Here is a 25166-nt window from a genome sequence, read left to right as displayed (position 1 = left end):
ATTTATGAAATGTCAACGGTGAAAGTTATGAAACTATTAAAAACAGTCTCAATAGCAACAATTGTAAGTGCTGCATTAATATCTCAATTTGCTTATTCAGCAATTGCTTTAGATAGAACCCGAGTTATTTATAACGAAGGTGATAAATCAGTGAGTATGACGTTAAGCAATGAGAATAAAAATAATCCTTATTTGGCTCAAGCTTGGATAGAAGATCAAAATGATGTGAAAGTTAATTCTCCATTTTTGGTTACCCCACCAGTGCATAGAATAGAAGCGGATTCTAAAAGCCAAATTAAGATCCAAGGGCTTCCCGCAGCGCTACAACTTCCAAATGATCGTGAAAGTGTTTATTACCTGAATGTGCGTGAAATACCACCCCGCAGTGATAAGCCGAATGTTTTACAAATTGCGTTACAGACAAAAATAAAGATTTTTTATCGTCCAAAAGCTTTAAAACAAAAAGAGAGAATGGAATCTATTCCTCAGCAAAATGAAATTAAGATATTAAATCAAGGTGGTAATTATATTGTAAAAAATCCATCACCTTTCTTTATATCGCTAACTAAGGTTAAACAAGGTGATCTTGAAGTGGCAAATTTTGAGCCAATGATGATCGCACCTTTTGGACAAGAATCTTTAGGTAAAGCTATTGGGAATCTTGGGACATCCCCAACTCTTGTTTATCTTAATGATTTTGGTGGCCCTGTTGATTTGAATTTTACTTGTCATGCAAATCAATGTTCAGTGGTACCTAAAAAATAAGGTCACAATATTATGGTGTCTATTAAATATTTAACTAAGCTTCTCTCACTAATATTTATTTTTAGTGTGCCTCCTGCTCTGAGTTTTTCGGGCTTTCTCTATATAGATATTAAAGGGGAGGTAGTGGGGAAGCCGTGTTCGGTGAATAATGGACGACTCATTGAAATTGACTTTGGAGACGTATTAACAACTCGTATTCAAGGTGAATATTATAAAAAACTGGTCGAATATACAGTAACTTGTGATGGTCAATCGACTATGCCTAGCCTCAATATTCTTGTGGATGGTGTATCTTCTGATTTTGATCAGAAACTGTTAAAAACAGATGTTACTGGACTTGGCGTTTTATTTAAATTTGGGACACAAGATTTCCCAATTAGAACTAAACGCCCATTTACTTTTAGTCCAAAACCTGAAATATCGGCCGTATTAGTTAAAAATAAAGATACTGAACTTCCTGCACGTAAATTTACTGCTAATGCAACACTTAAAGTTTCGTATCAATAAGGAAAGGCAACAAAATGCGATATATATCCCCGTTAATTTGTGTCTCTTTTATTGGTATGTTCGCCACGTTACCGTCAGCAGCTAAAGATAATGAGGCAGACATAGTTATCACAGGAAATTTAATAACGCCTCCTCCTTGTAAAATTAATGATGGTAAGGATATTGAAGTTCCTTTTGGTAATGTGCCGATAAAATCAATTCAAGGGAAAGAGCAAAAAAGAGAAGTTAATTACCAGTTTCACTGTGAAGAGAATAAGAATAATTGGGCTACATATCTTACGATTAGTGGAGCAAAAAGTTCTTTTGATCTTAATGGGTTAAACTCTGGAATTAATAATCTAGCCGTTAAATTTCAATTAGGTGATAAAGAGTTAGAATTAGATAAAAAGTATTTAATAGACCCTAAATCCCCCGGAACATTATGGGCTGTGCTCGTTAAAAATGGAAATGCAGAGTTGCCTACTGGTGATTTTGCCGCTTACGGTACAATCGTTGTGGAGTACCAGTAATGAACTATAAAACAGTACTACTATTATTTTTATCTGTGTTCAGTTTTTGGTCGTCATTATCTTTGGCTAATAATATGAAAGTTTATGGTTCTCTAGTGAATGAGCCTTGCACCATAAACCCATCAGATAAAGAATTATTTATAGATTTTGGTGAAATAAGATTATTAGATATCTATGAACGTAACTTCGAATTTAAGAAAAAAGAGGTTAAGTTGGTCTTATCGGATTGCGATTTATCGCTCGCGAGTAAAGTCAAAGTCAAATTCTTAGGAACACAAAATAATAATATACCGGGTTTTTTAGGCTTTAATGATGCTTCAGCTAACCCTGATTTAGGTATCGGCTTTGAGTATTATGACGGAACTCCAGTAGAGTTAAATACATTATCTAATTTGATCCCGCTGAAACAAGAAGGACGCAATGAATTGAAGTTTTATACTTTTTTAAAGGCGTCAGATAACGGTATCGCAAATAGAACTATTCGTCATGGGCGTTTTACCGCTACGGCAACGTTTTTATTCGAGTATGAATAAATAATCAAGCCAATAACATTCAGCACTATCAAAATAGTGGACTAAATTTTAGGAAAAATAATGAATAAAAAACTGTTAATGTCAGCATTATTTTTTACGTTTATATCTTCAAGCTACGCATCGACCTATTTTTCATACATTACAGATGTGACTAAGCCGAGTAGCAATAAAACCCGATATGATTTTGTCATGCAATATTGGGAGATGGATCGTGCGAATGAACCTAATCCTTGTGCTTTAGTATTAGGAAAAGACGGCCTGAAAAATTGTTATATCAGTATTAACCACTATCATGAACTTCCAAATAAAGGGGGGGTTGATAGTCGAAAAGATTGGAAATGTGCAGTTAATCTTGCTGGTTATAGAACATTAAATGAGATACGTGATGTTGCGATGAATCGGTGCGGATTATCACTTCCGCGTTCAGGTTATAGTGTACATAGTGGTTCTATTAAAACTGAGGAATGTATCGGTTTCTTCTTAGGTAAATCAAATACAGGTGGCTCTTCGTATTTATTGCCAGGCGGAATTTGTGGAATAGCACCACCACCTGCGGGTAAATGTTATTTCTCTTATAATGGTAGAACTTCTGTAACATTAGATCATGGCACTCTTAGTCCTGATGAAATTAATGGTAATAAGAAGTCTGATACATTTGACCTTATTTGTAACCAAAGTATGGCTGTGAAGCTTATTTCTGATATGCAAAGACCGTATCTTAATTTACGAGCGAATGGCGAAATAACATCACAAGTTACGCTGAATGGCCAAGCGGCAAATTCTGGGATTGTACTTTCAATTCCGGCTAATAGACCAGTTACAGTGAAAGTTGAATCAACATTACGCACAACGGGTTCTGTTACACTAGGACGTTTTAATGGGCGCACTACACTAGTAATGGCTGTGCCATAATTATTAGTAATGTTATGAGAGATTTATTGGAATTTATCGAATTTTATTCGATTTTGTATTCATCATTTTTACCACGTTGACGGTATTGCCTACCTAACATTCTTGTTGGTAGGCCTTTTTATTTGTCCGAATAGCAAGTGAATGAGGAATAAGCTTCGTCCTTAACAATATAAATATTATCATTCATTTTTGTCACATTAATATAATAGTTGATTTTATCCTCTTCTAGCTGAATAAAATTTGCAAAAAGTTTTTGTGGTGTACTATCCGCAGCACTGACTGATAATGAGTTAAAATGAATAGAATAATTATTCTTATTATCTATAGCTTGATAAGTGAAATACACGGCTCTATCAAGGCGATAAAAAACATTATTTTCTTTAATGTAACCATATATATTCATTCTTCCTGTATAATCATTGGAAATAAGCAAGCTTACTCTTGATTTCATTACTATCCCATCAGACGTTCCATTCTCTTTAATCCATAAAATATCTGAATGACAAATATTAAATTTATTATTCTTATAATTTATGGTGGCTATGATAGTTATTAGGGCTATAAAAGAAATTACTAAGAAGGAAATAAGATACTTTTTCATTTAAATTCTCTGATCATTAATTGAAATACAGTCATATTTATCATTTTTGTCTTTACAGATACTAAGCGAAATATTTTTGTCATTATCTGGTGCAATGCTTGGGTCTGAAAGTAACACGACACGTTTTGGTTCATCACAAGAAACATTATATTTATCGAGCTTTTTATTTATTATATTAATGTTTTCACTGATTGTTTTATCAAGTAATGTTGCTGGCACTTGAATAATACACTGATCACGTTCACTGGCAGTGATATAATTTTTTATTTCCATATTATCACCGGAAAACTTCATGAAATGAAAAAATAGTGTTAATAAAATGATAAATAGCATAGCGGTGGATAATAAAATATAGATATTTTTTACTTTTTTATTCTTCTTAATTACAGGTGTTGTTGGCTTTTCAATATTTGCTAGTGCTAATAATGGATTGTTAGGTCCAGGTGTATAATAGTTCACATCTTCATCTAAACGAGTAGATTGGTTATCTGAATTGATGATATTTAAAGGAGAAGAGGTATTATTTATTTCTTCTGTTCTTGGTTCATTATCACCACGTATGATAATTTCCTGATGTGTTGTTAATGTGTTAATTTCCTCAGGTATTATTTCTTCGACTTCACCTTCGAAACGGAAACCTCTTTTGGGTATTGTAATTATTGATTTAGGATTTATCCCTATTTTTTTTAATTTCTTTCTAATCTCACTAATATAGGTGCTTAGGTTATTATTAGAGCTAACAAGACCATATTGTTCCCATACTTTGGAAAGTAATTCTTCACGGGTTGCTATTCTAGATTGTTGGTTTAAAAGAATAATTTCCTTAAGTAATCGAGATGCAGGTTTTGATAATTCAACAAATTTGTCCGTATTATCTTTTAAAATAATAAGGCTCTTATTTATCTCAAATACAAATTTATTATTAATAAGGTAATTCTTATGTTTTATCATGGACACTGGTGCTCTCTTTATTTCTTAAATAATTATAGAAGAATCAATGTGATTAGAGTGTAAAGGGAAATATTGATAAACATTAATATATGTAAAATGTTGTATATTTTTATAAGTATTTATAATTCATATAGTTTAAATAGGGTTTGCATTAACTTCAAGTATTGTGGGATGAGCTTTTTTGATGGTTGGTCTCAAATATATTGTTCTGAACAATATTATAGATTAATATTTTATTATTAATAATTATTTAGATTGTCAATCTTTATTTTACTGTATTTTGTTTTAAAAAAGAAATAAAATTCTGATTTTTTTGCTTTGTGATGATTTTGTTGTTAAATAATGATAAATATTGAGAAAAATCCTAATAAATAATTTACTGCTTTACTAATAATTATTAATATAAAAATGAATGAATAATAATAGGTAAGGGAGCTCCCTTACCTATTTAGTAGCAATTAATATTTATAATCGATACCTAACCAATAATTACGGCCTTCTTCAATATAACCCGCAGTATATTGATATGATTTATCAAATAAGTTATTAATAGAGGTATTAATAGAAACACCATGGCCTAAATTATAATCTAAACGTAGGTCTGTTTTAGCGAAACCACTGACTTTTTCATTGCTTTCAATATTGTTATAACCCCAATTTCTAGCTTCTTCAGTAATCGTTATATTAAGTGGTTCATAAGGCGTAAATTTAACCCAAGCAAAAGCTTTATTTGTTGGTAATTCTGCCACATGGCGTACGCTCTTATGTTTAGGGTCAGCGTGAATATAACTATAGCTTAATCCTACTGCCATCCAATCAGTTATTGTGCCATTTGTTCCTAAATCAATCCCAGCATAATTCACTTTACCGCTATTACGGTTTTGGTAAACATCAGAATCTTCAGCAGCGTTATACCCCATATAATGCGCCATAATGGCATCAGAAACATGATTATAATAAGCGCTAGCATTGTATGACCAATCAGGCGTTATCATCCCTTTATAAGTGAGATCGAAGGTCAGGGCGTGTTCTGCATCTAAATGAGGGTTAATGATAAAGCTATCATTATTTTTCATTTTATTTTTGGTATAGCGCTCTTTTTGAGTTGGGAAGCGGCTTCTATCAGAAACGGAGAATTGAATGGTGTCACTATTTTCTAGGTGGTAGCGTGCCATCAGTTCCCAATTAAATGCATGTTGGCTATTATCGTCATAGGTTTCAATGCCGGTAACAACATTTTTTTTGTTGTATAGATAACGTTTGCCATCATCACTATTGCGCCAGTCATAACCAATACCGCCAATAATATCGAGGTTATTCGTTGCAACCCATTGGTATTCAGTTGCGACTGACCAAGTTTGATCTTTATAGCGACCATAAGGAACAGATTTGTTACTGCGCGCACGGTGAACATCTTCCTTCCAGTGAGCGGCAAAGGACAACATATCCAGTTCTCGGAGTGTAAAGTCAACACGCATATCTGCGCCATTACTGTAATCATCATAATGGCTGTAGTTAAATTTGCCGTCTTTATAATCCTGAACAGATTTATATTGGTGTAATGTATTAATAAATTTATCGTGATATAGGCGGCTTTGTAGTGCTATATCGTTAGTGATCTGTGTTGTACCATTAAAGTAGTAACTTTCTTTGTCATATTCTGGCCACTGCCAAATTTGTTGCTTTTTATTATCAGCACTAGGCGCACTATTTTTATCACCATCTTGCTTTAAATAAGTCACTACATATTCATCGGCTTCACGTGGCGTCCAGCCCATTTTGAGCATTAGGCGTTTATCATCTGTTGCTGAATTTGTACGGCGTCCATGGCTACCTGCTAATGGGTTATTATCCGCTGAGTCAGGTAACCCCATGAAACGTTGTTTATATTGACTTCCACTGACTTGAATAAAGCCAAGGTCATTTCTACCACCTAATCTAGCGCTAATGTTATGGGCATTATCTGCACCGCGCGCAAAACCTTGATTTAAGCTGATATCTGCTTCTAATGGTTTTTTAGGCGTAGCAGTGGTTAAGTTAATTGCGCCACCCATTAAGTTAGGGCCTTGCAATAATGATGTGTAACCTGTTGATAGCTCAACACTCGATAGCTCGCTTGTCATAAAGCGCCCAAGGTCAAGTGTGCCATCATAGGGAACATAAGTTGGAATGCCATCAAAGAAGATTGGAACTTGTCGGCTATCAAAGCCACGCACATTAACTTGCGTTTCATTGCGGTTACCTGATTTTTGGATCACTACCCCAGGCATTGTGCTTAGTGCTTGAGCAACATTCGTTTTATTGAGCTGCTTCATTTGCGATTGAGTGATGATGTTTTCGTCAGCAGCAAGCGGGGTGCTCCAAACCATCATGACGTCTTTATTGGTTTTATCTTCTTCTGTGGTGGTGGCAAAGCTATGTGTGGTAAATAAAGCCATCCCAACCAAATAGGTTATTTGTTTTATTTTCATTTTAAATTCCAGTCATTCGTTATATTATTTTTTATATATCGATAGATGTCGTTATATAAATCAGGAACTCCACCAGCGCAATAAAGCTGATGAGGTTCAAATTTGTTTTAGCGTATTGGCGATATTATGTGGAAATATGGACTTTTATATCTCTAGGTGGTGCGTAGTAAGGCGCTGACGTTACAAAAATAGTTACGCCTGTTTTTGCATATTCCGCTATTGTTTGTAGATTAATTCCACCCGCAACAGATAAACGGCACGAATATTGGTGCTTATCTATTTCTTGCTGTAATTGATGTACTTGCTGCGGTGTAAATTTATCAAGTTGAATAATGTCGGCTTTCGCGGCTAATGCGAGATAAGTTTGTTCAATATTATCAGCTTCGACAATAATCTGTTTTTCGGGAGCCGCTGTTCTTAATTGTTGGATATGGGACTGCCAATCATTTGGGTCAGCAAGGCAATTTCGATGGTTAGTAAACAATAAAATACTTTCTGCGCTACCTGCTCTATGAATGATTGCGCCTCCAGCAATAATTGCTGTCAATGCTAATGGTTTTGTGGCAGGAATTGATTTTCGCGTGCAGGCTAATTGGCCATCAGGTTGATATTGCTGAAGTTGTGTTACCATTTGGTAAGTATAATGGCTGACACCACCGCACCACTCAAGCACATTTTGAACGGCTTTCCAACCTTGATGAAGTGCTTCTATAGAACCTGAGGCGGTTATTAAACAGCTATTTGGTTCGACAATTTCACCCTCTTGATAAAAACCTTGGCACTCAATACTAAGTTTATTTAGCATGCGCATGGCAATATTCATTCCACTGACACAGCCACCCTTTTTTGACGTAAATGTCATGACACCTTGTTGGCGTTGAAGCCCAAGTGAACGAGTGGTGAGATCACCATATTGAATATCATCTAACAGAAGTTGGTCGATAAAATTATCTGAAATATAAATCATATTGTTAAATCCGCTTCATCGACAACATCCCATGAAACCATTGCCCAATCTCTTGATGGATAAGGAATTGTCTGCCCTAATGCAACGCGTTTATCATAATAGGCACGTAATTTATCCGTTTCATCTTGTGTGAGATCTTTTAAAGACCAATTCACGCTATCAACAAAAGCATCGAAGCTATCAAAACCGCCTATATTTGGGCTTTTAATAAAATTGACCTTAGCTCTGATCCCCATTTGATGGAGAATATTCACAGCATAAATATATGTTGGTAGACGGATCACTTCACGGCCAATTGCATTAATGATGTTTTCATCAATAAATGTTGGATTTAAGGTATGAGTGGTATAAACACGCAGGCGAGTTTGTCGGTTTAATTTCAGTAAAGCTGCTTGTAAATCATCAACTAACGTTGAGCGAGAAGCGACTGAGATATCGACTTTCGGCAAGTTTTCCCAACTATCTTCCCAAGCTATTTGTTCAAATTCCACATTATGGATATTCAAATCATTCGCGCGTTCTTTAGCGGCATGCAACATGCCAATGCTGTAATCAATACCGATAACGGATTGAAATTGATTTGCGAGACTTAATGCAATTGAACCAGGCCCACAGCCAACATCTAACAATGTTTTCGCACCCGTAAAATCCATTAACTGACGAAACCGGATGAGATATGGATCATTAGGATTAGCGCAATTTTTAGCCATTTGTTGTGCTCTTTTATCCCAATGTTCAGGTTCTTTACGTGTACGTTGTGCTTGTCGCATATGTTCTTGGTACATCTTGGCAAAATCTAATTGGTGAATAAGCATAAATCTGCCCCTAGCAAGTAAAATGAGAAGAGAATTGAACATGTGCAGCGATACTTTGCTCATCAATAGAGTAAAGCTCTGCTAAGTTAGTAAGTGTTAACATACTTGATGTGCTACCTTGTCTTGCGCCATGCTTTTTATCAAGTAAGATCACGTTATCAGCTATGATCGCTGCATGTTGTGGATGATGGGTTGACATTAATACCGTAATACCTTGCTTTTTAAGCTGTTCTATTTGGTTTAATAATCTGATTTGATTACCAAAATCAAGGCTGGCGGCGGGTTCATCCATAATTAGCATTAATGGATTTTGTACTAACGCACGTGCAATTAATACTAGCTGTTTTTCCCCACCACTTAGCGTGCTATATAATCGATATTGAAGATGTTCGATGCCTAATCGTTCAAGTTGCTGTTGCCCTAAAGCCCGCTCTTTAGCGCCGGGCGCAGAAAATAACGAAATATGCGGAGTCAACCCCATCATTACCATATCAATGACAGTAAATGTAAACGGCGTATCATGGGCTTGGGGAACATAAGCAATAATTTTTGCAATTTCGACAGCTTTATAGGCCGTTATGGGTTTATTTTTGAGTCGAATTTCACCATGAATGGTAGGAAGTAATCCTAACAATGTTTTCATTAAGGTTGTTTTACCACAGCCATTAGCCCCTAAGAGGCACGTCATCAGACCTTGTTGTAATTCAAGATTAATATGTTCAATGATAGGTTGATGATGGTAACCAATTGCGACATCTTTGACGCTAATTAGGCTCATTTAGCTCTCCGTGTTTGTAGCAAGATAGCTAAAAAGAAAGGCGCACCAACCGCAGAGGTTAATATACCTAAAGGAAGCTCAATTGAGGCAATGGTTCTTGCAAGAGTATCTGTAATTAGTAACATGATTGCACCAATTGCCATTGATGCTGGTAGCTGATAGCGAAAGTTAGCACCCACTATCATTCTGGTAATATGTGGGACAATTAAACCTATCCAACCAATGATGCCGGCAATGGATACCGCACTTGCTGTAATTAATGTTGCAGACACAATAAAGATGGCACGGATTACAGTCACATTGATACCAAGACTTCTGGCTTCTTCATCAGATAAACTGAGTAAATTCATTCTCCAGCGCAATAATAACAATGGAATGATACCAAGTAACATAATGGGTAATGCAGATAACAGATCGCTTTGTGTGATGGATGACAGGCCGCCAAGGAGCCAAAAGGTGATTGATGGAAGCTGAGTATAAGGATCCGCTAATATCTTCATTAAGGAGATTGCAGAGCCACACAATGCACTAATCGCCACACCAACGAGCACTAATGATAATATGGGGTCGTGTTGGCGAGCCATACGAGCAATTAAACAGACCAAGCTAACAGCAAGTAATCCACCAATAAATGCCGCTATCTGGATATAAATTAGAGATTGGCTAAAAAAGATACCAATGACAGCACCCACACCCGCTCCAGCGGAAACGCCCAAGATATCAGGGGAAACCAAAGGATTACGAAACATGCCTTGATAAGCCGCACCTGCAATGGCTAATCCACCACCAATTAAAATAGCCGCCAGTGTGCGAGGAAAACGAATCTGCCAAAATACAGTGGCATTCCGGGGATCATCAATAACAGTTTGATGACTAAATTCTGAGGCAAATAGTTGGAAGAGTTGGCTTATTGTAAGTGAGTACTTACCACTTTATAAAGCTATGCCAAAACTGATGATAAAAATCATAATAAGCAATAGTAGCTTTAGGGTGCGACTCATGACTTATCCATTAGCATATCAAGTTGAGTGTCAGTCAATGAAGAGTGATAAAACAGATCAAAGAACTGCTTAATATCATCACGAATAGTTTTAGCAACTTGCGGATCAAAATGGCTTTGTAGCCTGCGCATTCCCAATAAACGGTTAATACCCGGAGGGCCATCTAACCAACCAAAAGGCATTCCTGTAAAGGTGAGTAATTTATGGGATGAAACGGCAGTCAGGCCTTGCCATAAGGCTGATTGTTTAATCAGTTCAGTTGCTTCTTCATATTGGGTAATAATGATATCAGGGTTCCATTCATACAATTGTTCCATGGAAACTGTGGTTAGCCCTTTAAACCCGGGTATATTCGCAACATTACGAAAACCAAGAGTTTCTATTGCTTCAGTATGAATAGAGCCTTGAGTCCCTGTTTCTAAGCCTTTGGCGCCTCTTGCTAAGTAAAAACTCGGTTGCTCATTTTTGCTTTTAGCGAATTGCCTAGCATCTTGTAAGTAGCGATTAGCAACCTCACTAAGCATTTGTGCTTGTTGATCGACACTAAGCACTTTTCCGAGTTGATGCAATTGTTGCGGTGAATCTTGTAAATTACCCACAAGCAATAAATAAGGAATACCTGTTTGATTAGCCACTTTTTCGGCTTGAGAACGATATGTCTCATCAATATTGCCGGTATCTATAATTAATTGCGGAGAATAATCGAGTAATTTTTCTAAGGAAAGTGTGCTACCACGACCAGCTAATCTACCGTAAATAGGCAAATCACGCCATTCTTTAGCAAATAGCTCTGAATGACCTTTTTGTAAATTAATGGCAGAAAATCCCACCATTTTTTCAGGTGCTATAGCAAATAAGAGCAAATCAGCTGGCGGACCAGAACTGATGACTCTACAAATATCTACAGGTGCAGGTAAAGTTCCAAAAAGCGCTTCTTCAACGGGCAGCTCGGTTTTACTATAGGCAGGTAAATAGTAAAGCGCGGCGAGTGCAGCACAAGATTTAAGGAAGTATCTTCGATTGATTCCCATAATATTAATACTTATTTCGTTATGTTTATTTGTATACAGCGCGGAAGTTAACGGAGTCAGAGTACAGAGTCAAACAGAAAAGAGACAAATTCAATTATTCTGTGATGTAAATCAGTAAGCAATATTGCTATCCCTTGATAAATCACTGAACATAGATTGCTAATCAACTCCATGCTAGCGATGCGGGATATATGAAGAAAAAAAGACCTTCACTACAGGATGTCGCCGACCAAGTCGGCGTGACTAAGATGACAGTTAGCCGCTTTTTGCGCGATCCTGAACAAGTTTCTGCACCATTACGCAGTAAAATAGCTCAAGCTGTTGAAACATTGGGGTATATACCGAATAAAGCGCCAGATCTGTTATCCAATGCGACAAGTCATTCAATTGGTGTTTTGTTACCATCGTTAACAAACCAAGTTTTTGCGGAGGTGATCCGGGGAATTGAAACGGTTGCCGATCGCCACGGTTATCAAACAATGTTGGCGCACTATGGTTATTTGCCTAAGAAAGAAGAAGAACGACTCACATTTTTACTTTCGTACAATATTGATGGTGTGATTTTGGCAGAGCGTACACACACTGAGCGTACTTTAAAAATGTTAAAAACAGCTGGCATCCCCGTTGTGGAACTTATGGATAGTGTTTCGCCATGTTTAGATATTGCTGTAGGGATTGATAATTTTGAAGCTTCTCGCCAAATGACAGCGGTTATGATTGCGCGAGGTTGCCGACATGTCGTTTATTTGGGGGCTCGACAGGATGAACGAACGATTATTCGTTTACAAGGTTATGAACAAGCTATGTACGACGCGGGCTTAGAGCCTAAAAATATCATGACGCCAATGAGTTCATCTTATTCACTAGGGGCGAAGTTATTACATGAATGTAAGCAAAAATACCCTGAAACAGATGGGCTATTTTGCACGAATGATGACCTTGCTATTGGTGTGATCTTTGAATGTCAGCGACTGGGTATAAAAATTCCAGAAGAGTTAGCTATTGCAGGTTTCCATGGGCATGATGTTGGCCAAGTGATGACACCTAAATTAGCGAGTGTGCTTACCCCAAGAGAATTAATGGGGCGTAAAGCTGCAGAAGTTTTATTAGCCAAAATGACGGGTAACAAATTATCACAAACATCATTCGATGTAGGTTTTGATCTACTTCTCGGAGAAAGTATTTAACCTTGTATGTGATGCATTATTAAGTGAGATAGGCATCACAGTTCCGTTTTTTCCTTCCTAAAGTCAATTGCTAAAAAGTCAATCGCTGCTGATAATGTTACTGGTAACAGTTACCGGTAACATTACGTTAACGATGAATACTGCTAAATTTAAACTAATTAATGAATAACCCTACTGATTTTTATCTATTTTACACACTGAGGAGTTTCCTATGAGTGATACCCAAACACAAAATTATACATTTGTTCTCATGGGGGTATCGGGTAGCGGTAAATCTGTGGTCGCCAATGGTGTCGCACAAAAAATCAATGCCGCTTTCTTAGATGGGGACTTTCTTCATCCTAGAGCTAATATAACTAAAATGGCTTCTGGCCAAGCGCTCAATGATGAAGATCGCCAACCTTGGTTATCTGCACTTAATGATGCAATTTTTGCCATGCAAAGAACGAATTCTATTTCACTCGTCGTTTGTTCTGCATTGAAGAAAAGTTACCGAGATAAATTAAGAGAAGGTAATAAAAACCTCTATTTCATCTACTTAAAAGGTGATGCAGAACTTATTGAAACTCGCCTTAAAGCACGGAAAGGTCACTTCTTTAAACCTGAAATGTTACTGTCACAATTTCAAACACTACAGGAACCAACATCAGCAGAACCCGATGTGTTAGTGGTTGATATTCGTCCATCCCTTGATGAAGTGATAGAAAATACGTGTCTGACTATTGAGCGAATTGTCTCTGGGGAGAATTCATGAATACAACGGTTGAAACACTCAGCACACTAACATTGGTTCTTACCGCTGTAGGTTCTGTGGTGCTGCTGTTATTTCTTGTCATGTATGCCCGTTTACATGCGTTTATTGCCTTAATGATTGTATCAATTGGTGCAGGGCTTTTCTCTGGCATGCCAATTCAAGATATTACCGAGACAATGCAAAAAGGTATGGCTGGAACACTGGGCTTTTTAGCCATTGTGGTGGCTTTAGGGGCGATGTTTGGCAAGATCTTACATGAAACGGGTGCATTAGACCAAGTCGCTAGCAAGTTGTTAAATTTGTTTGGTGAAAAACGAGCTCACTATGCCGTTGGGATTGCAGGGCTAATTTGTGCTCTTCCCCTATTTTTTGATGTTGCCGTTGTTCTGTTAATTGGTGTTGTATTTGCTGTTGCTAATCGTACTGGGCACAATGTTGTTCGAATGGCTATTCCTCTGTTTGCTGGTGTTGCAGCAGCAGCGGCATTCCTATTACCTGGTCCTACTCCAATGCTAGTCGCCTCACAGATGGGAGCTGATTATGGTTGGATGATCTTGATTGGCCTATGTGCAGCAATTCCAGGTATGATTTTAGCAGGGCCATTATTTGGTAGTTTTATTAGTAAGCACGTTACTATTGATATCCCAAATGATTATCAGCCACCTGCTAAAGAACAGGGTAAAATGCCAAGTTTTGGATTTAGCTTGTGCTTAGTTTTATTCCCATTAGTGCTGGTTGGTTTAAAGACGATTGGAACCCATTTTGTCGAGCCTGCTTCAACGCTTGAACATTGGTTAGAATTTATTGGTCACCCATTTACAGCATTATTAATTGCTTGTTTAGTTGCTATTTATGGTCTTGGCTTTCGCTATGGCATGAGCAAAGAAAAAGTGATGGAGGTGTGCTCAGCGGCGATCCAACCTGCTGGGATTATCTTATTAGTGACAGGTGCGGGTGGGGTATTTAAACAAATCCTTGTAGATTCAGGTGTAGGGCCTGCTCTCGGAGATGCTCTTATTGGTGCTGGTTTACCTATTGCGGTAGCATGTTTTGTGCTAGCAGGTGCTGTGAGGGTCATTCAGGGCTCTGCAACGGTAGCCTGTTTAACAACAGTTGGGTTGGTGCTTCCGGTTATTGGTGAATTAGGTTACAACGGAGCGCAGTTAGCTGCTTTAGCGACATGTATTTCTGGTGGTTCAATCATTCTTAGCCATGTTAATGATTCCGGTTTTTGGCTATACGGTAAATTTACAGGTGCCACAGAAGCACAGACCTTGAAAACTTGGACCGTGATGGAAACTATTCTGGGAACAACAGGGGCTATTGTTGGTATGGTTTTCTTTATGTTTTTATAAGGTTATCAAGAAAAAAAATGGCGAGGACTTTCTCGCCATTTTTTTAGATTAATGAATAAGTTGATTCAGCTGATTATAAAGGCCTTGGGCACTTTTCTTATAGCCGTCTGCGGATAAATGTACATTATCTGGGCGAGCGAGATCTTGTACTGCCCAAGAACGAATGGAACATGGACCGCCCATAAAGGCTTGCCAATCCCAAAATAGCGCATGCTCTTGTGCTGCTACCGTTTTTTGAATTTGAATGACATTTGATAAATGCACTGGCATTTGAGCTTGGCAACTAGCTGCATTTTTAAATTTAATTGAATCATTTGGGCCAACTAGCAAAATAACACTTTCTGGCATTTGTTGGCGAAGCAGGCGGATCTTCTGGCGCAAGTTTTGCTGATACGCATCTAAATCAAGATTATCGTTAAACGCTTCATTAGTGCCATAAGCCAATATCACCATATCAGGCGACATTTGCGCTAGCGTTTCACTCCACTGGGCTTGCCATTTATCAAGCATATTAATGGTCGCACCATTAATGCCGATTGCTGACAACATTACACCGGGTTTATTTGAGCGCAATAACCAGCCACCAATTTTGAGATTATTACTGCTATTGATGAAAATATTAGCAGGAAGCTGGGTTGTTACGGGTGAAGAAAAAAACCAAGAGTTTCCGGTTGCTGGCAAAGTGATTGCTGATGATGAAGGAGAAACGCTGAGCTGGCTGCTATTACTCGAAGCTTGGTAGAGCGCTTGTAGCTGATAGGTGTCATTTGCAGTTTGTAAAGGCAGCAACTCCACTGAACTTGAAGTCGTCATTGGTTGTGCAATTATTCCACCTAACGGGTAATCAAATCGCTCATCTTTACGGCTGCTAAACAGTTCCCACTGTTTTTTATCACTTTTGCGATTAATGGTTGCGGTACGTTGTCCCGGTACAGAAATAGCAGGAACAAACCCAGCTCCGGCATTGCCATATTCCTTTTGGAATAAGTCCCGTAAATGCCCACTGAAAAAGTCAGCAGCAGTATGGGAATCACCAATCTGAACAATATGGACTTGTTGATCGCTTTGTTTTAGCTTACTGGCTAGTCGGCTAAGATTAGGTTCACCATTGTTGGTGAGTTGCCCCTGAATACTGACTTGTGGAAAAGTATCTTTTTTTTGCGAGCTCGTTTTCTTGTCCGCACCGTGTTGGCAAGATAATAGGCTAAGAGATAGCAATGCCACCATGCTTGCTATAGCAATTCTAGGTTTAATTCGACGCGACTTTTTCGGTGTCATGAGAGACCTTTTCTTCTTGTGCTTCTTCAAAATGGATTAATGAAAATACTTTTTCAGCAATCGCCAATTGTCCTTTGGGGCTGAAATGGATCCCATCACCACTTCTTAGCTTAATTTTGCTGCTATCATCACCGAAATAATCAGAATAGGTGTTGTCTTTGTACTTAAAGACATCATTGACTGAAAAATAGATTTCACCATTATTTTCAACTTCGGATTGGTAAAGTCCTCTTAAGAACTGCATACCATCTGATAGAGTTGCTTTACGCATGTTAGGTGGACCGACCCAAATAACATCGACATTGTGTTGTCGAGCAACGGTTAATATATCATTAATGCGTGAACGATACATCTGTTCCCACGATCCGCTTTTGAATTTAACATATTTATAGCCGCTATCGCCTGGCATATCCCATGGATCATTTGGCCCTAGGAATACAACTAGTACTTTAATATTTGGGTTATTATCCAAGGTATTCGCTATCGTTTTTGGCCAATTAAAAAAGCGGGGATAGGCTAAGCCAGTACTTTGTTTGCTAAGATTAATGCTATTGATATTATATTTTTTTAATAGCATGTTTTTTACATGTGGTGCGACGCCCTGCATCATTGAGTCGCCAGCAAACAAGACTTCTTCCCCTTTTTTCAACTGAGCGATCTCCTTAGGAATAATTGGTGCTGAAGATGACATTTTTTCGGGAAGTAAAGTTACATTTTTAAGTAAACCTTGAGATGGCTGACGTTTAAGGCGCTCAGGAAAGGTGATAGAAAGCGATTTTGCCGGGTAAATATAGCCATTTATAAAATGTAATCCAACTTGATAACCTTCAGGAAAACTCTGTTTTTCATTATTATTTTGAGCTAGAGCCTCATTTTGCTTGGCTTCTAATGCTTGTTGCCCAGAGGCATGATAGAGAAAAGAGCTACCTGCTGCTTGAACTCCGTCATTTAAATAAGCGCCATAATCCCAGATGGGATTACCTGACATGGCCGACCACGGCGTATCGCGATGATATTTTTGCTGCCAAAAGCGCTCTAATGAACTTTGGTTTAGCCAGATTAATAGTAGACCTGCGACAAAAACAATAAATAGCACTTGCCCGGCTTTGATGAGATTTTTTTTCAACTCAGAAGTTAGCATAAATAAATCCCGGCATTCCCGAAGGTGAAAGCATAAACATAATAGTTAAAATGATGGCAAGTGGAATAGGGTAATAATACCAAGCAATATCTTGATATTTCTTAGCAATATAATGATATGACTGAACAAAATAGGGATAGCTCAACAATAATACCCAAAATGCAATTAATAATCCTAAGCTCGCTGAAATAGAAGCCATAAAACCAGGGGCTGCAATTAGCGATATCATGGTGAGTGCATCATCAAAAGTTTGGCTACGGAAAAATATCCACGCAAAACAGACAAAGTGGAATGTCATAATACGGGCAAGTAAAGTTGAAACGGCAGGGGGAAGTATTTTCTTTGTCCAACCCAACTTTTCTAAACTGTAGTTTTTCAAATTCAGTAATACAATGCCTAACCCATGAATAGCGCCCCAAACAATAAATGTCATGGCAGCACCATGCCATAAACCAGAAATAACCATTGCTAAGAAGACATTTAGATTCATACGGCTAAAACCTTTACGATTTCCGCCAAGTGGAATGTAAATATAATCCCGAATAAATGTTGATAAGCTGATATGCCAGCGACCCCAAAACTCTTTTAAATTTGCCGCTAAATAAGGCGCATTAAAGTTAATAGGAACGCGAAAACCTAATAATAATGCGATGCCAGTGACTAAGTTAGTATAACCTGAAAAGTTGAAGTAGATATTCCACGCATAAGCGTAAGTCGCAACTAAAATATCTCCGGCACTGAAGCCCGCTGGTGCATCAAACACAGGGTTGACAAAATTTTCAGATAAATAAGAACTAAATAGAAAAAGTTTTACTAGGGCTAAAGAGATGAGCAAGATGGCTCGTCTTGAATCTAATATTGTTCGGCTTTCCGCTTGGATTTGCGGCATAAAGTTTTTTGCACGATTGATGGGGCCTGCAACAATACTTGGAAAGAAACTCAGGTAGAGAGCAACATCAAAAAAGTCGGCTTTAGGGATCTCTTTTCGGCACACTGAAACGGTATAACTGACAGAATGGAATGCATAGAAAGATAATCCAAGAGGTGCCAACAATTCAATAATTGGCAATCCGACACTTAATCCAAATTTATCGAATGTTTGTTGGAGCGTTTCTTGGAAGAAAGAATAATATTTAAAGGCGGTAAAGCAACTAATAATACCAATGGCAAGTAAGGTAAAAACCCATTTTGTTGATAACCAATTCGAAACCCAATTAGTTAGGAAATAAATAAAAAGGGTGTAGCCGAATAAAATGTAGGCGAAATCAGGATTAAATGAATAAACAAAAAAATAGCTGGCGGTGATAAGTAATCCATTTTGGAGTTTTGCACTAGGTTGGCAAGCCCAATAAATAATGAAAAATATTAAAAAAGAGCCAAGAAACTCAAATGAGAAGAAATTCATATAAGACTCAAATTGTTATTTATTATATACATTAAAATAGCTCAAATTAGTGACTTTGGTAAATATTGCTTTATCCATAAAAACACGAATTTAGGATAAGAGTGCATTACCAGTTACACGCTAATTTGAAGTATAGCGAGTATAGTAAAAAGAATAATGAACATCATATTTATAATCAATTTTGATGCAATAAGAAAAAATCCACTTTATAGAAAAGTGGATTTTTTTAGAGGGTTTACCTAGTGATATTAATAATAAATTAGCTGCGAGTAGATACTGTTTTTTGAGCTTGTGTAATCAATTTTTCATTGCTCGAGTACATCTCTTGTAGATAACGATTATAATGTGAACCTAATTGTGAATATCCTTTCATATCGTTGATAAGCTTTGTTGTATCTAACTCATCTTTCGATTGACGCTGTTTTGCCCGTGAAGAACGAAGTGATTCGTAGGCATTATGGGTATTCATGTTTTTCATGTAAGCTGACACAGTTTCTTCAACTGAATCATATGCAGAGTAGCCTTTAATTTTGCCTTGCTTAATTTGGCAGCCTCTTCCGCATCTCATCCCAAACAAATTGCCATTTTGCAGTGCCAGTTTTGATGTTCCCCAACCTGATTCGGTTGCAGCTTGGGTCGCAACTAAATGTGTTGGCATAATATCAACGCGGCTCAATAACTTATCCCACTTAACTTGTTTTGGGTTAGCGCAGTTCATGCCGTAGCTTTGACAAATTTGTGCTAGGCGGCGTGATTCTTGAGCACTCCATTTTTTATTAGCGCGAACTGAGAGTAACCACTCACGTTCTGCCATTATTTCTTGATTGACCTTTTCAATCACTGGGACAACCGTTTTTAAAAACGCTTTCTTACGTGGTGCACCTGAAGGGTATTTTCGTAAATCAGGCAGGGACGTTTTGGCCTGATTTGAGCCCTGCGCGGCCTTGAGAGAATACTCTTTCTTTATCGTCGTACTGGTGCTGGTTGAGCCAAAACTCAAACCTGAAAATATAAATAATAGTAAGAAAACGAAGACGGCTTTTGTCCTCATCGTTCGAGAGGGCATTTGCTTCTCCTAGTTTCTCTGAACAAAAATCGAGCGAATAGTAGCAGAATAATTTTTGAGGAGCTACTTTTATCAGACTGAATTTAGCTAAATTACTGTGTTTTATTATGAATAAAAGTGATGGATTGTAATTAATTGTTTTATAGTGTATTTTTTTAAATTAAATTTTAATAACAAATGTTATTTATAAATTTATATAATCAATTGTGATGGTGATAATCTGAGATTAAGTCAAATTCGAATAAAAAACAAACTATACATCTAGTTATTACATGGTTATTTTGATTGTTTTTTAATCAAACGATTGGCTTGTTTTTATACAATTATCGTAATTGTTCGTTTTGTTGAATAATGATTATACAAAAAAGAGTTTATTGGATGCTTGAAAAATAATCTACCCATAAAATATGTTGAATTTTTTTGAATAAGAATTAATGCTATGAATGCTTTCTTGTTGCCGAATGCTTTGGTGTAAAAATGAACGATTTTAAAGAGTTCATAGTCAGGGATGATGTGCGCAAAATGGCATATCTATTTTTAAATAAGTAATAGGTCGTCTTGATGTGAGGATTGATTGCATGCCACCATTAAGAATTAATGTTAGGCATGCAATCAATATTATTTTGGATTGTTTTGGTGAAAACGGACACGTTCATGGAAGTAAGCTTTTAAATGATCTTCCATCTCATGCACTTTCTTTTCGAGAGCATCAATCAACACATCGTCATTATTCATGTCATAAACACGTTCCATGGCGAGCTCATCAACATATTCTTTCTGCGCTTTGGTTAAATCGGCCATTTTGTTACCTATATTGTATTTAGTTATAAAGTTATTGTGCCTGAGTGAGCCTTTAATCGCTAGTATCAATGGTGGCTAATTTACGCTAGAGAATGGGTTTTGAGTTTCAACATTTATTTGTACTATTATTTGTATTAGTGCTTGGTACTTACTGGATTTTAAATTGGTGCATATTCATTAATATAAATGAAATATGTATCGTTCAGAATATTATGAATAAAACTTCTTTTAATTTAATGAGTTATTAGGTGATGAATAGTTTACATGAATGAATCAGAACTTTATCAATATGCTTTATTTATGCTTTCTCGACGTGATTATGGCACGGCAGAGTTACAGGCACGTATGAAACGTCGTATGTATGAAAAAAATGCTGGAATTATTGATGAGCAATTAATTGAGCTCGTATTAGGGAAGCTACAAGATCAACATTTTCTAGATGATAATCGCGTATTAATGCTTTTAACACAAAGCTATATCCGTAAGGGCTATGGGCCACTGAGAATAAAACAGGAACTAAGACAAAAAGGTTTCTTATCTTCACTTATTGATGCCGAGATGGAAAATCTTGAGATAGATTGGTTTGAACTTGCTGTGGAAGTACGCAGCAAAAAATTCGGTGATGATATTCCGACTGATTTTAAAGAAAAAAATAAGCAAATTCGTTATTTACAGTACCGTGGATTCTCCGGTGATATGATTTTTGAGCAGTTTCGCTAATTGTTCGCTTTTTATCCTATTTCATTGTTCATAGGATGTTTTTTTTGACGTAATCATTTTTTAGTCTTGTCTATCAAAAAAACCTCTGAAATTGATAAAATAGCCTTTATATTACCTGACCAATAATGTCATGCATTCACCTATAGATATCACGCTTTAAATCATTAAATGATGAGTTAAGTGTGATTAAGAATAATATCCATCGAAGTATGACGTTTATCGGCAATATAGAGCTATTTTCTTAACCCAGATATGATCAACATCAGTAAGTTTTGCGTATGTTTTGGGCAGAGTACGCGTTAATAATATTAAAAAATGGAACAGGCAGGAGATATACATGATCGAACTCTTAATCGGCGTCATTGTTGCGATTGGCGTCGGGCGTTATATTATCAAAGGTTATTCGGCAACTGGGGTGCTGTTGACTGGCGGTATTTTACTTTTAATTATCAGTGTCATGATGGGGAAAAATATCTTACCCGAATCTGTTAAACCAACAGGTTGGCGTACAACTGATATTTTAGAATATATTAAATTCTTGCTGATGAGCCGCGGTGGCGATCTTGGCATGATGATCATGGTGTTATGTGGGTTTGCTTCTTATATGACTCACATTGGGGCGAATGATGTTGTGGTAAAAATTGCATCTAAACCTTTAAAAATGATCAACTCTCCTTATTTATTGATGGTAGCTGCTTATATTGTTGCTTGTTTGATGTCCCTTGCCGTCTCTTCTGCGACAGGATTAGGCGTGCTACTCATGGCAACCTTATTCCCCGTTATGGTGAATGTTGGGATAAGCCGTGGTGCAGCGGCTGCTATCTGTGCTTCACCTGCGGCTATTATTTTAGCACCAACATCGGGTGATGTGATTTTAGCTGCTCAAGCCGCCGAAATGCCGCTGATTGATTTTGCTTTTAAAACCACCCTGCCTATCTCTATTGCCGCTATTGTGGCTATGTCTATAGCGCATTTCTTTTGGCAACGTTATCTTGATAGAAAAGAGCACGTGAAATTAGAAATGTTGGATGTGAATGAAATCAAAACGCATGCGCCGAGTTTCTATGCCATTTTACCTTTTACGCCAATTATTGGTGTGTTGGTATTTGATGGTAAATGGGCACCAGAATTACATATTGTCACCATTATTGTAGGCTGTATTATTCTTGCCGCAGTCATTGAATTTCTACGTAGCTTTAGTGCTAAGCATGTTTATTCAGGTTTAGATGTTTGTTATAGAGGAATGGCGGATGCCTTTGCGACAGTCGTTATGCTGTTAGTTGCCGCAGGTATATTTGCTCAAGGGCTAAGTACTATAGGCTTTATCAGAGGCCTGATTGATTTAGCTCAATCATTTGGTTCTGGTGCAATAGTGATGATGGTCGCACTGGTCATTATTACCATGTTGGCTGCAATGACCACAGGTTCTGGGAATGCGCCGTTTTATGCGTTCGTTGAACTTATTCCACACCTTGCGAAACAAATGGGCGTAAACCCGGCTTATTTGGTCATTCCAATGTTACAAGCATCTAACTTAGGACGGACTTTATCGCCGGTGTCAGGTGTTGTTGTTGCCGTTTCCGGTATGGCGAAAATTTCCCCATTTGAAGTTGTTAAACGAACCTCAGTACCGGTCTTAGTTGGGCTAGTTGTGGTGATTATTGCAACAGAAATTTTAGTTCCAGTATATCTCTAATCATCTCTCTCTTTTGACTATTCAAGACAGCTGTTAAGTAAGACTTTCCAGCTGTTTTGAACGCATCTCGATTACCAACGATTGACTTCCTAACGATATTTTATCAACCATCAATAAGTCATTTAATATGGGTAATAAATACCAATATTTATATATTATTTAGTTATAAAAAATAGCAGATTATAGCAGATTAAAGACGGAATATTGAGAAAACGCGTGTTGGTAGATAATGCGGTGATTGACTTTGTAGCGACTGAACCATGTTAAATGAAATAATTTCAAGTGGTGGTAGTTGTCTGGGAGAAGCGCTAAGGTTATATCTATTCATACCAGCCGCAGAGATATAACAATACGGCATAAAAAATAGAGCGCTATCATCATAATAAGGATAATAAATGAAATTAGAAACATTATCGATTCATGCCGGTTACACAGCAGATCCGACAACCAAAGCCGTCGCTGTCCCTATTTACCAAACCACCTCTTATGCTTTCGACGATACACAGCATGGTGCAGATCTGTTTGATCTAAAAGTGGCAGGTAATATTTATTCGCGGATCATGAATCCAACCAATGATGTATTAGAAAAACGTGTTGCTGCTTTAGAAGGTGGTGTCGCAGGACTTGCTGTTGCATCCGGTATGGCGGCGATAACCTATGCCATCCAAACAATAGCCCAAGTAGGAGATAATATTGTTTCCGTTGCCAAACTTTATGGCGGAACATATAACCTCTTAGCTCATGCATTACCACGTTTAGGAATTGAAACTCGTTTTGCTGAACATGATGATTTAGCAGCATTAGAAGCATTGATTGATGATAAAACAAAGGCAGTATTTTGTGAATCTATTACTAATCCAGCAGGTTTTATTGTTGATATTGAGGCATTAGCCGAAGTTGCACATCGCCATGGTGTACCATTAATTGTGGATAATACCGTTGCAACGCCATATTTATGCCGCCCGTTTGAATATGGTGCAGATATTGTGATCCACTCATTAACTAAATATATTGGTGGGCATGGTACATCAATTGGCGGTATGGTTGTCGATTCTGGTCAATTTCCTTGGGCGGAGCACGCTGAGCGTTTTTCCTTGCTCGTTGAGCCTGATATTGCCTACCATGGCGTAAGCTACACTGAACATTTTGGTGCCGCAGCCTTTATTGCTCGTTGCCGAGTAGGGCCTTTAAGAGGCACAGGTGCTGCATTATCACCATTTAATGCTTTCTTGATATTACAAGGCTTGGAAACTTTAGCATTGCGTATGGAACGTCATACTGAAAATGCATTAAAAGTGGCCCATTATTTAGAAAATCATCCTCAAGTTGCTTGGGTTAAGTATGCAGGTTTACCGAATCATCCTGAACATGCGCTGGCGCAAAAGTATATGAAGGGAACACCTGCAAGTATCATGTCATTTGGCATCAAAGGTGGGCAGGAAGCAGGATCTCGTTTTATTGATGCACTAAACTTAATTGTTCGACTGGTTAATATTGGTGATGCAAAATCCCTTGCTTGCCATCCAGCCTCAACAACACATCGTCAACTAAATGACGCTGAATTGGCAAAAGCAGGTGTTTCTCGAGATATGATCCGTTTGTCTATTGGTATTGAGCATATTGATGATATTTTGGCTGATCTTGAACAAGCATTAGTTGCTGCTCAGTAACATACTGATTACCCTTTAAATCCACAAATTTGAAAGTCGACAAGTGATATATTTTAATATGTCACTTGTCATTTGACTAACCTTATACAGCTGGTATCCTTATTTTCTTCGCGATTGGTATAGAAAAACATAATATTATATTTTATTGATTATGATACAATTTTACCTAAAATTATGACCAATAAACTTTTTATTATCTATATGGAGTTATAAGATCTTTTTATTTCTGAATCTTAATTATTGGTAAGATTT

23 protein-coding genes and 1 pseudogene are annotated in these 25166 nt (G+C 37.4%); 11 read left to right on the top strand and 13 right to left on the bottom strand.

Annotation, left to right across the window (positions count from 1 at the left end; all coding sequences use genetic code 11):
- The first annotated feature begins 27 nt into the window (after positions 1 to 27).
- The 5 genes from OO7_RS15835 to OO7_RS15815 are packed head-to-tail and all read left to right on the top strand — an operon-like array spanning position 28 to position 3226.
- Complete coding sequence (locus OO7_RS15835; RefSeq protein ID WP_008916948.1) at positions 28 to 765, top strand: fimbria/pilus periplasmic chaperone; 738 nt, start codon at positions 28 to 30, stop codon at positions 763 to 765.
- Between the two features lie 12 nt (positions 766 to 777).
- Entirely contained in the window at positions 778 to 1272 is a 495-nt protein-coding gene (locus OO7_RS15830; protein ID WP_043892745.1) for a fimbrial protein, read from the top strand.
- Positions 1273 to 1286: 14 nt separating this feature from the next.
- Complete coding sequence (locus OO7_RS15825) at positions 1287 to 1781, top strand: fimbrial protein (protein ID WP_008916946.1); 495 nt, start codon at positions 1287 to 1289, stop codon at positions 1779 to 1781.
- Complete coding sequence (locus OO7_RS15820) at positions 1781 to 2314, top strand: fimbrial protein (RefSeq protein ID WP_008916945.1); 534 nt, start codon at positions 1781 to 1783, stop codon at positions 2312 to 2314. Before OO7_RS15825 ends, OO7_RS15820 begins: the two co-directional genes overlap by 1 nt.
- 60 nt (positions 2315 to 2374) lie before the next feature.
- Positions 2375 to 3226 (top strand): MrpH family fimbial adhesin, encoded by an 852-nt coding sequence (locus OO7_RS15815; protein ID WP_008916944.1) that lies wholly within the window; start codon positions 2375 to 2377, stop codon positions 3224 to 3226.
- A gap of 118 nt (positions 3227 to 3344) precedes the next feature.
- Here the strand turns inward: OO7_RS15815 and OO7_RS15810 are convergent, their stop codons facing one another.
- The 8 genes and pseudogenes from OO7_RS15810 to OO7_RS15775 form a co-directional block, all read right to left on the bottom strand.
- Entirely contained in the window at positions 3345 to 3827 is a 483-nt protein-coding gene (locus OO7_RS15810) for a FidL-like protein (protein ID WP_008916943.1), read from the bottom strand.
- Positions 3828 to 4778, bottom strand: coding sequence for a winged helix-turn-helix domain-containing protein (locus tag OO7_RS15805; protein WP_008916942.1), 951 nt, complete (start codon positions 4776 to 4778; stop codon positions 3828 to 3830).
- 458 nt (positions 4779 to 5236) lie between these two features.
- Positions 5237 to 7249 carry a TonB-dependent receptor plug domain-containing protein gene (locus OO7_RS15800; RefSeq protein WP_008916941.1) on the bottom strand — a complete coding sequence of 671 codons (2013 nt, stop codon included), beginning with the start codon at positions 7247 to 7249 and terminating at the stop codon, positions 5237 to 5239.
- A 124-nt stretch (positions 7250 to 7373) separates the two neighbouring features.
- Entirely contained in the window at positions 7374 to 8216 is an 843-nt protein-coding gene (gene modD, locus OO7_RS15795; RefSeq protein ID WP_008916940.1) for a ModD protein, read from the bottom strand.
- Positions 8213 to 9031: a class I SAM-dependent methyltransferase gene (locus OO7_RS15790; RefSeq protein ID WP_008916939.1), complete on the bottom strand. Its 819-nt coding sequence runs from the start codon at positions 9029 to 9031 to the stop codon at positions 8213 to 8215. The genes modD and OO7_RS15790 overlap by 4 nt, the downstream gene beginning before the upstream one ends.
- 10 nt (positions 9032 to 9041) lie before the next feature.
- Positions 9042 to 9809, bottom strand: a complete 768-nt coding sequence (locus OO7_RS15785) for an ABC transporter ATP-binding protein (RefSeq protein WP_008916938.1) — start codon at positions 9807 to 9809, stop codon at positions 9042 to 9044.
- Positions 9806 to 10810 (bottom strand): annotated as a pseudogene (locus tag OO7_RS15780) (FecCD family ABC transporter permease). Before OO7_RS15780 ends, OO7_RS15785 begins: the two are co-directional and overlap by 4 nt.
- Positions 10807 to 11841 (bottom strand): ABC transporter substrate-binding protein, encoded by a 1035-nt coding sequence (locus OO7_RS15775; protein WP_008916936.1) that lies wholly within the window; start codon positions 11839 to 11841, stop codon positions 10807 to 10809. The pseudogene OO7_RS15780 and the gene OO7_RS15775 overlap by 4 nt, the downstream one beginning before the upstream one ends.
- Before the next feature lie 191 nt (positions 11842 to 12032).
- On the opposite strand from OO7_RS15775, the gene gntR reads away from it, so the two are divergent.
- The 3 genes from gntR to gntU all read left to right on the top strand — a co-directional run bounded on the left by gntR (position 12033) and on the right by gntU (position 15137).
- Positions 12033 to 13028 carry a gluconate operon transcriptional repressor GntR gene (gene gntR, locus OO7_RS15770; protein WP_008916935.1) on the top strand — a complete coding sequence of 332 codons (996 nt, stop codon included), beginning with the start codon at positions 12033 to 12035 and terminating at the stop codon, positions 13026 to 13028.
- A gap of 211 nt (positions 13029 to 13239) precedes the next feature.
- Positions 13240 to 13782, top strand: coding sequence for a gluconokinase (gntK, locus tag OO7_RS15765; protein ID WP_008916934.1), 543 nt, complete (start codon positions 13240 to 13242; stop codon positions 13780 to 13782).
- The gene (gene gntU, locus OO7_RS15760; protein ID WP_008916933.1) at positions 13779 to 15137 is read left to right on the top strand and encodes a gluconate transporter; all 1359 of its coding nucleotides are present in this window, start codon (positions 13779 to 13781) and stop codon (positions 15135 to 15137) included. The genes gntK and gntU overlap by 4 nt, the downstream gene beginning before the upstream one ends.
- Positions 15138 to 15185: 48 nt before the next feature.
- Here gntU and OO7_RS15755 read toward each other — a convergent pair whose 3' ends face one another.
- The 5 genes from OO7_RS15755 to OO7_RS15735 all read right to left on the bottom strand — a co-directional run bounded on the left by OO7_RS15755 (position 15186) and on the right by OO7_RS15735 (position 20828).
- Positions 15186 to 16415, bottom strand: a complete 1230-nt coding sequence (locus tag OO7_RS15755) for an SGNH/GDSL hydrolase family protein (protein WP_008916932.1) — start codon at positions 16413 to 16415, stop codon at positions 15186 to 15188.
- Positions 16387 to 17556, bottom strand: coding sequence for a DUF459 domain-containing protein (locus OO7_RS15750; RefSeq protein WP_043892926.1), 1170 nt, complete (start codon positions 17554 to 17556; stop codon positions 16387 to 16389). The genes OO7_RS15755 and OO7_RS15750 overlap by 29 nt, the downstream gene beginning before the upstream one ends.
- On the bottom strand, positions 17543 to 18961 hold the full coding sequence (locus OO7_RS15745) for an MBOAT family O-acyltransferase (RefSeq protein ID WP_008916930.1): 1419 nt from the start codon (positions 18959 to 18961) through the stop codon (positions 17543 to 17545). The genes OO7_RS15750 and OO7_RS15745 overlap by 14 nt, the downstream gene beginning before the upstream one ends.
- Before the next feature lie 259 nt (positions 18962 to 19220).
- Entirely contained in the window at positions 19221 to 20027 is an 807-nt protein-coding gene (locus tag OO7_RS15740) for a protein bax (protein ID WP_008916929.1), read from the bottom strand.
- Between the two features lie 618 nt (positions 20028 to 20645).
- Positions 20646 to 20828, bottom strand: a complete 183-nt coding sequence (locus tag OO7_RS15735) for a hypothetical protein (RefSeq protein WP_008916928.1) — start codon at positions 20826 to 20828, stop codon at positions 20646 to 20648.
- Between the two features lie 264 nt (positions 20829 to 21092).
- Here OO7_RS15735 and OO7_RS15730 point away from each other — a divergent pair, with 264 nt between their 5' ends.
- From OO7_RS15730 to OO7_RS15720, 3 genes are all read left to right on the top strand, one after another.
- Positions 21093 to 21548 (top strand): regulatory protein RecX, encoded by a 456-nt coding sequence (locus tag OO7_RS15730; protein WP_008916927.1) that lies wholly within the window; start codon positions 21093 to 21095, stop codon positions 21546 to 21548.
- Positions 21549 to 21885: 337 nt separating this feature from the next.
- Positions 21886 to 23244 (top strand): anaerobic C4-dicarboxylate transporter DcuC, encoded by a 1359-nt coding sequence (gene dcuC, locus OO7_RS15725; protein WP_008916926.1) that lies wholly within the window; start codon positions 21886 to 21888, stop codon positions 23242 to 23244.
- Between the two features lie 395 nt (positions 23245 to 23639).
- Positions 23640 to 24914, top strand: coding sequence for a bifunctional O-acetylhomoserine aminocarboxypropyltransferase/cysteine synthase (locus OO7_RS15720; protein ID WP_008916925.1), 1275 nt, complete (start codon positions 23640 to 23642; stop codon positions 24912 to 24914).
- Positions 24915 to 25166 lie beyond the last annotated feature (252 nt).

This window comes from Providencia sneebia DSM 19967, from assembly GCF_000314895.2.
Classification (GTDB): Bacteria; Pseudomonadota; Gammaproteobacteria; order Enterobacterales; family Enterobacteriaceae; genus Providencia; species Providencia sneebia.
This window is presented reverse-complemented; position numbering and strand designations above follow the sequence as displayed.

What these genes read in the sequence shown, in the direction of transcription:
- OO7_RS15835 (WP_008916948.1), top strand. Translation starts at nt 28, where the DNA reads ATGAAACTATTAAAAACAGTCTCAATAGCAACAATTGTAAGTGCTGCA.
- OO7_RS15830 (WP_043892745.1), top strand. Translation starts at nt 778, where the DNA reads ATGGTGTCTATTAAATATTTAACTAAGCTTCTCTCACTAATATTTATT.
- OO7_RS15825 (WP_008916946.1), top strand. Translation starts at nt 1,287, where the DNA reads ATGCGATATATATCCCCGTTAATTTGTGTCTCTTTTATTGGTATGTTC.
- OO7_RS15820 (WP_008916945.1), top strand. Translation starts at nt 1,781, where the DNA reads ATGAACTATAAAACAGTACTACTATTATTTTTATCTGTGTTCAGTTTT.
- OO7_RS15815 (WP_008916944.1), top strand. Translation starts at nt 2,375, where the DNA reads ATGAATAAAAAACTGTTAATGTCAGCATTATTTTTTACGTTTATATCT.
- OO7_RS15810 (WP_008916943.1), bottom strand. Translation starts at nt 3,827, where the DNA reads ATGAAAAAGTATCTTATTTCCTTCTTAGTAATTTCTTTTATAGCCCTA.
- OO7_RS15805 (WP_008916942.1), bottom strand. Translation starts at nt 4,778, where the DNA reads ATGATAAAACATAAGAATTACCTTATTAATAATAAATTTGTATTTGAG.
- OO7_RS15800 (WP_008916941.1), bottom strand. Translation starts at nt 7,249, where the DNA reads ATGAAAATAAAACAAATAACCTATTTGGTTGGGATGGCTTTATTTACC.
- modD (WP_008916940.1), bottom strand. Translation starts at nt 8,216, where the DNA reads ATGATTTATATTTCAGATAATTTTATCGACCAACTTCTGTTAGATGAT.
- OO7_RS15790 (WP_008916939.1), bottom strand. Translation starts at nt 9,031, where the DNA reads ATGCTTATTCACCAATTAGATTTTGCCAAGATGTACCAAGAACATATG.
- OO7_RS15785 (WP_008916938.1), bottom strand. Translation starts at nt 9,809, where the DNA reads ATGAGCCTAATTAGCGTCAAAGATGTCGCAATTGGTTACCATCATCAA.
- OO7_RS15775 (WP_008916936.1), bottom strand. Translation starts at nt 11,841, where the DNA reads ATGGGAATCAATCGAAGATACTTCCTTAAATCTTGTGCTGCACTCGCC.
- gntR (WP_008916935.1), top strand. Translation starts at nt 12,033, where the DNA reads ATGAAGAAAAAAAGACCTTCACTACAGGATGTCGCCGACCAAGTCGGC.
- gntK (WP_008916934.1), top strand. Translation starts at nt 13,240, where the DNA reads ATGAGTGATACCCAAACACAAAATTATACATTTGTTCTCATGGGGGTA.
- gntU (WP_008916933.1), top strand. Translation starts at nt 13,779, where the DNA reads ATGAATACAACGGTTGAAACACTCAGCACACTAACATTGGTTCTTACC.
- OO7_RS15755 (WP_008916932.1), bottom strand. Translation starts at nt 16,415, where the DNA reads ATGACACCGAAAAAGTCGCGTCGAATTAAACCTAGAATTGCTATAGCA.
- OO7_RS15750 (WP_043892926.1), bottom strand. Translation starts at nt 17,556, where the DNA reads ATGCTAACTTCTGAGTTGAAAAAAAATCTCATCAAAGCCGGGCAAGTG.
- OO7_RS15745 (WP_008916930.1), bottom strand. Translation starts at nt 18,961, where the DNA reads ATGAATTTCTTCTCATTTGAGTTTCTTGGCTCTTTTTTAATATTTTTC.
- OO7_RS15740 (WP_008916929.1), bottom strand. Translation starts at nt 20,027, where the DNA reads ATGCCCTCTCGAACGATGAGGACAAAAGCCGTCTTCGTTTTCTTACTA.
- OO7_RS15735 (WP_008916928.1), bottom strand. Translation starts at nt 20,828, where the DNA reads ATGGCCGATTTAACCAAAGCGCAGAAAGAATATGTTGATGAGCTCGCC.
- OO7_RS15730 (WP_008916927.1), top strand. Translation starts at nt 21,093, where the DNA reads ATGAATGAATCAGAACTTTATCAATATGCTTTATTTATGCTTTCTCGA.
- dcuC (WP_008916926.1), top strand. Translation starts at nt 21,886, where the DNA reads ATGATCGAACTCTTAATCGGCGTCATTGTTGCGATTGGCGTCGGGCGT.
- OO7_RS15720 (WP_008916925.1), top strand. Translation starts at nt 23,640, where the DNA reads ATGAAATTAGAAACATTATCGATTCATGCCGGTTACACAGCAGATCCG.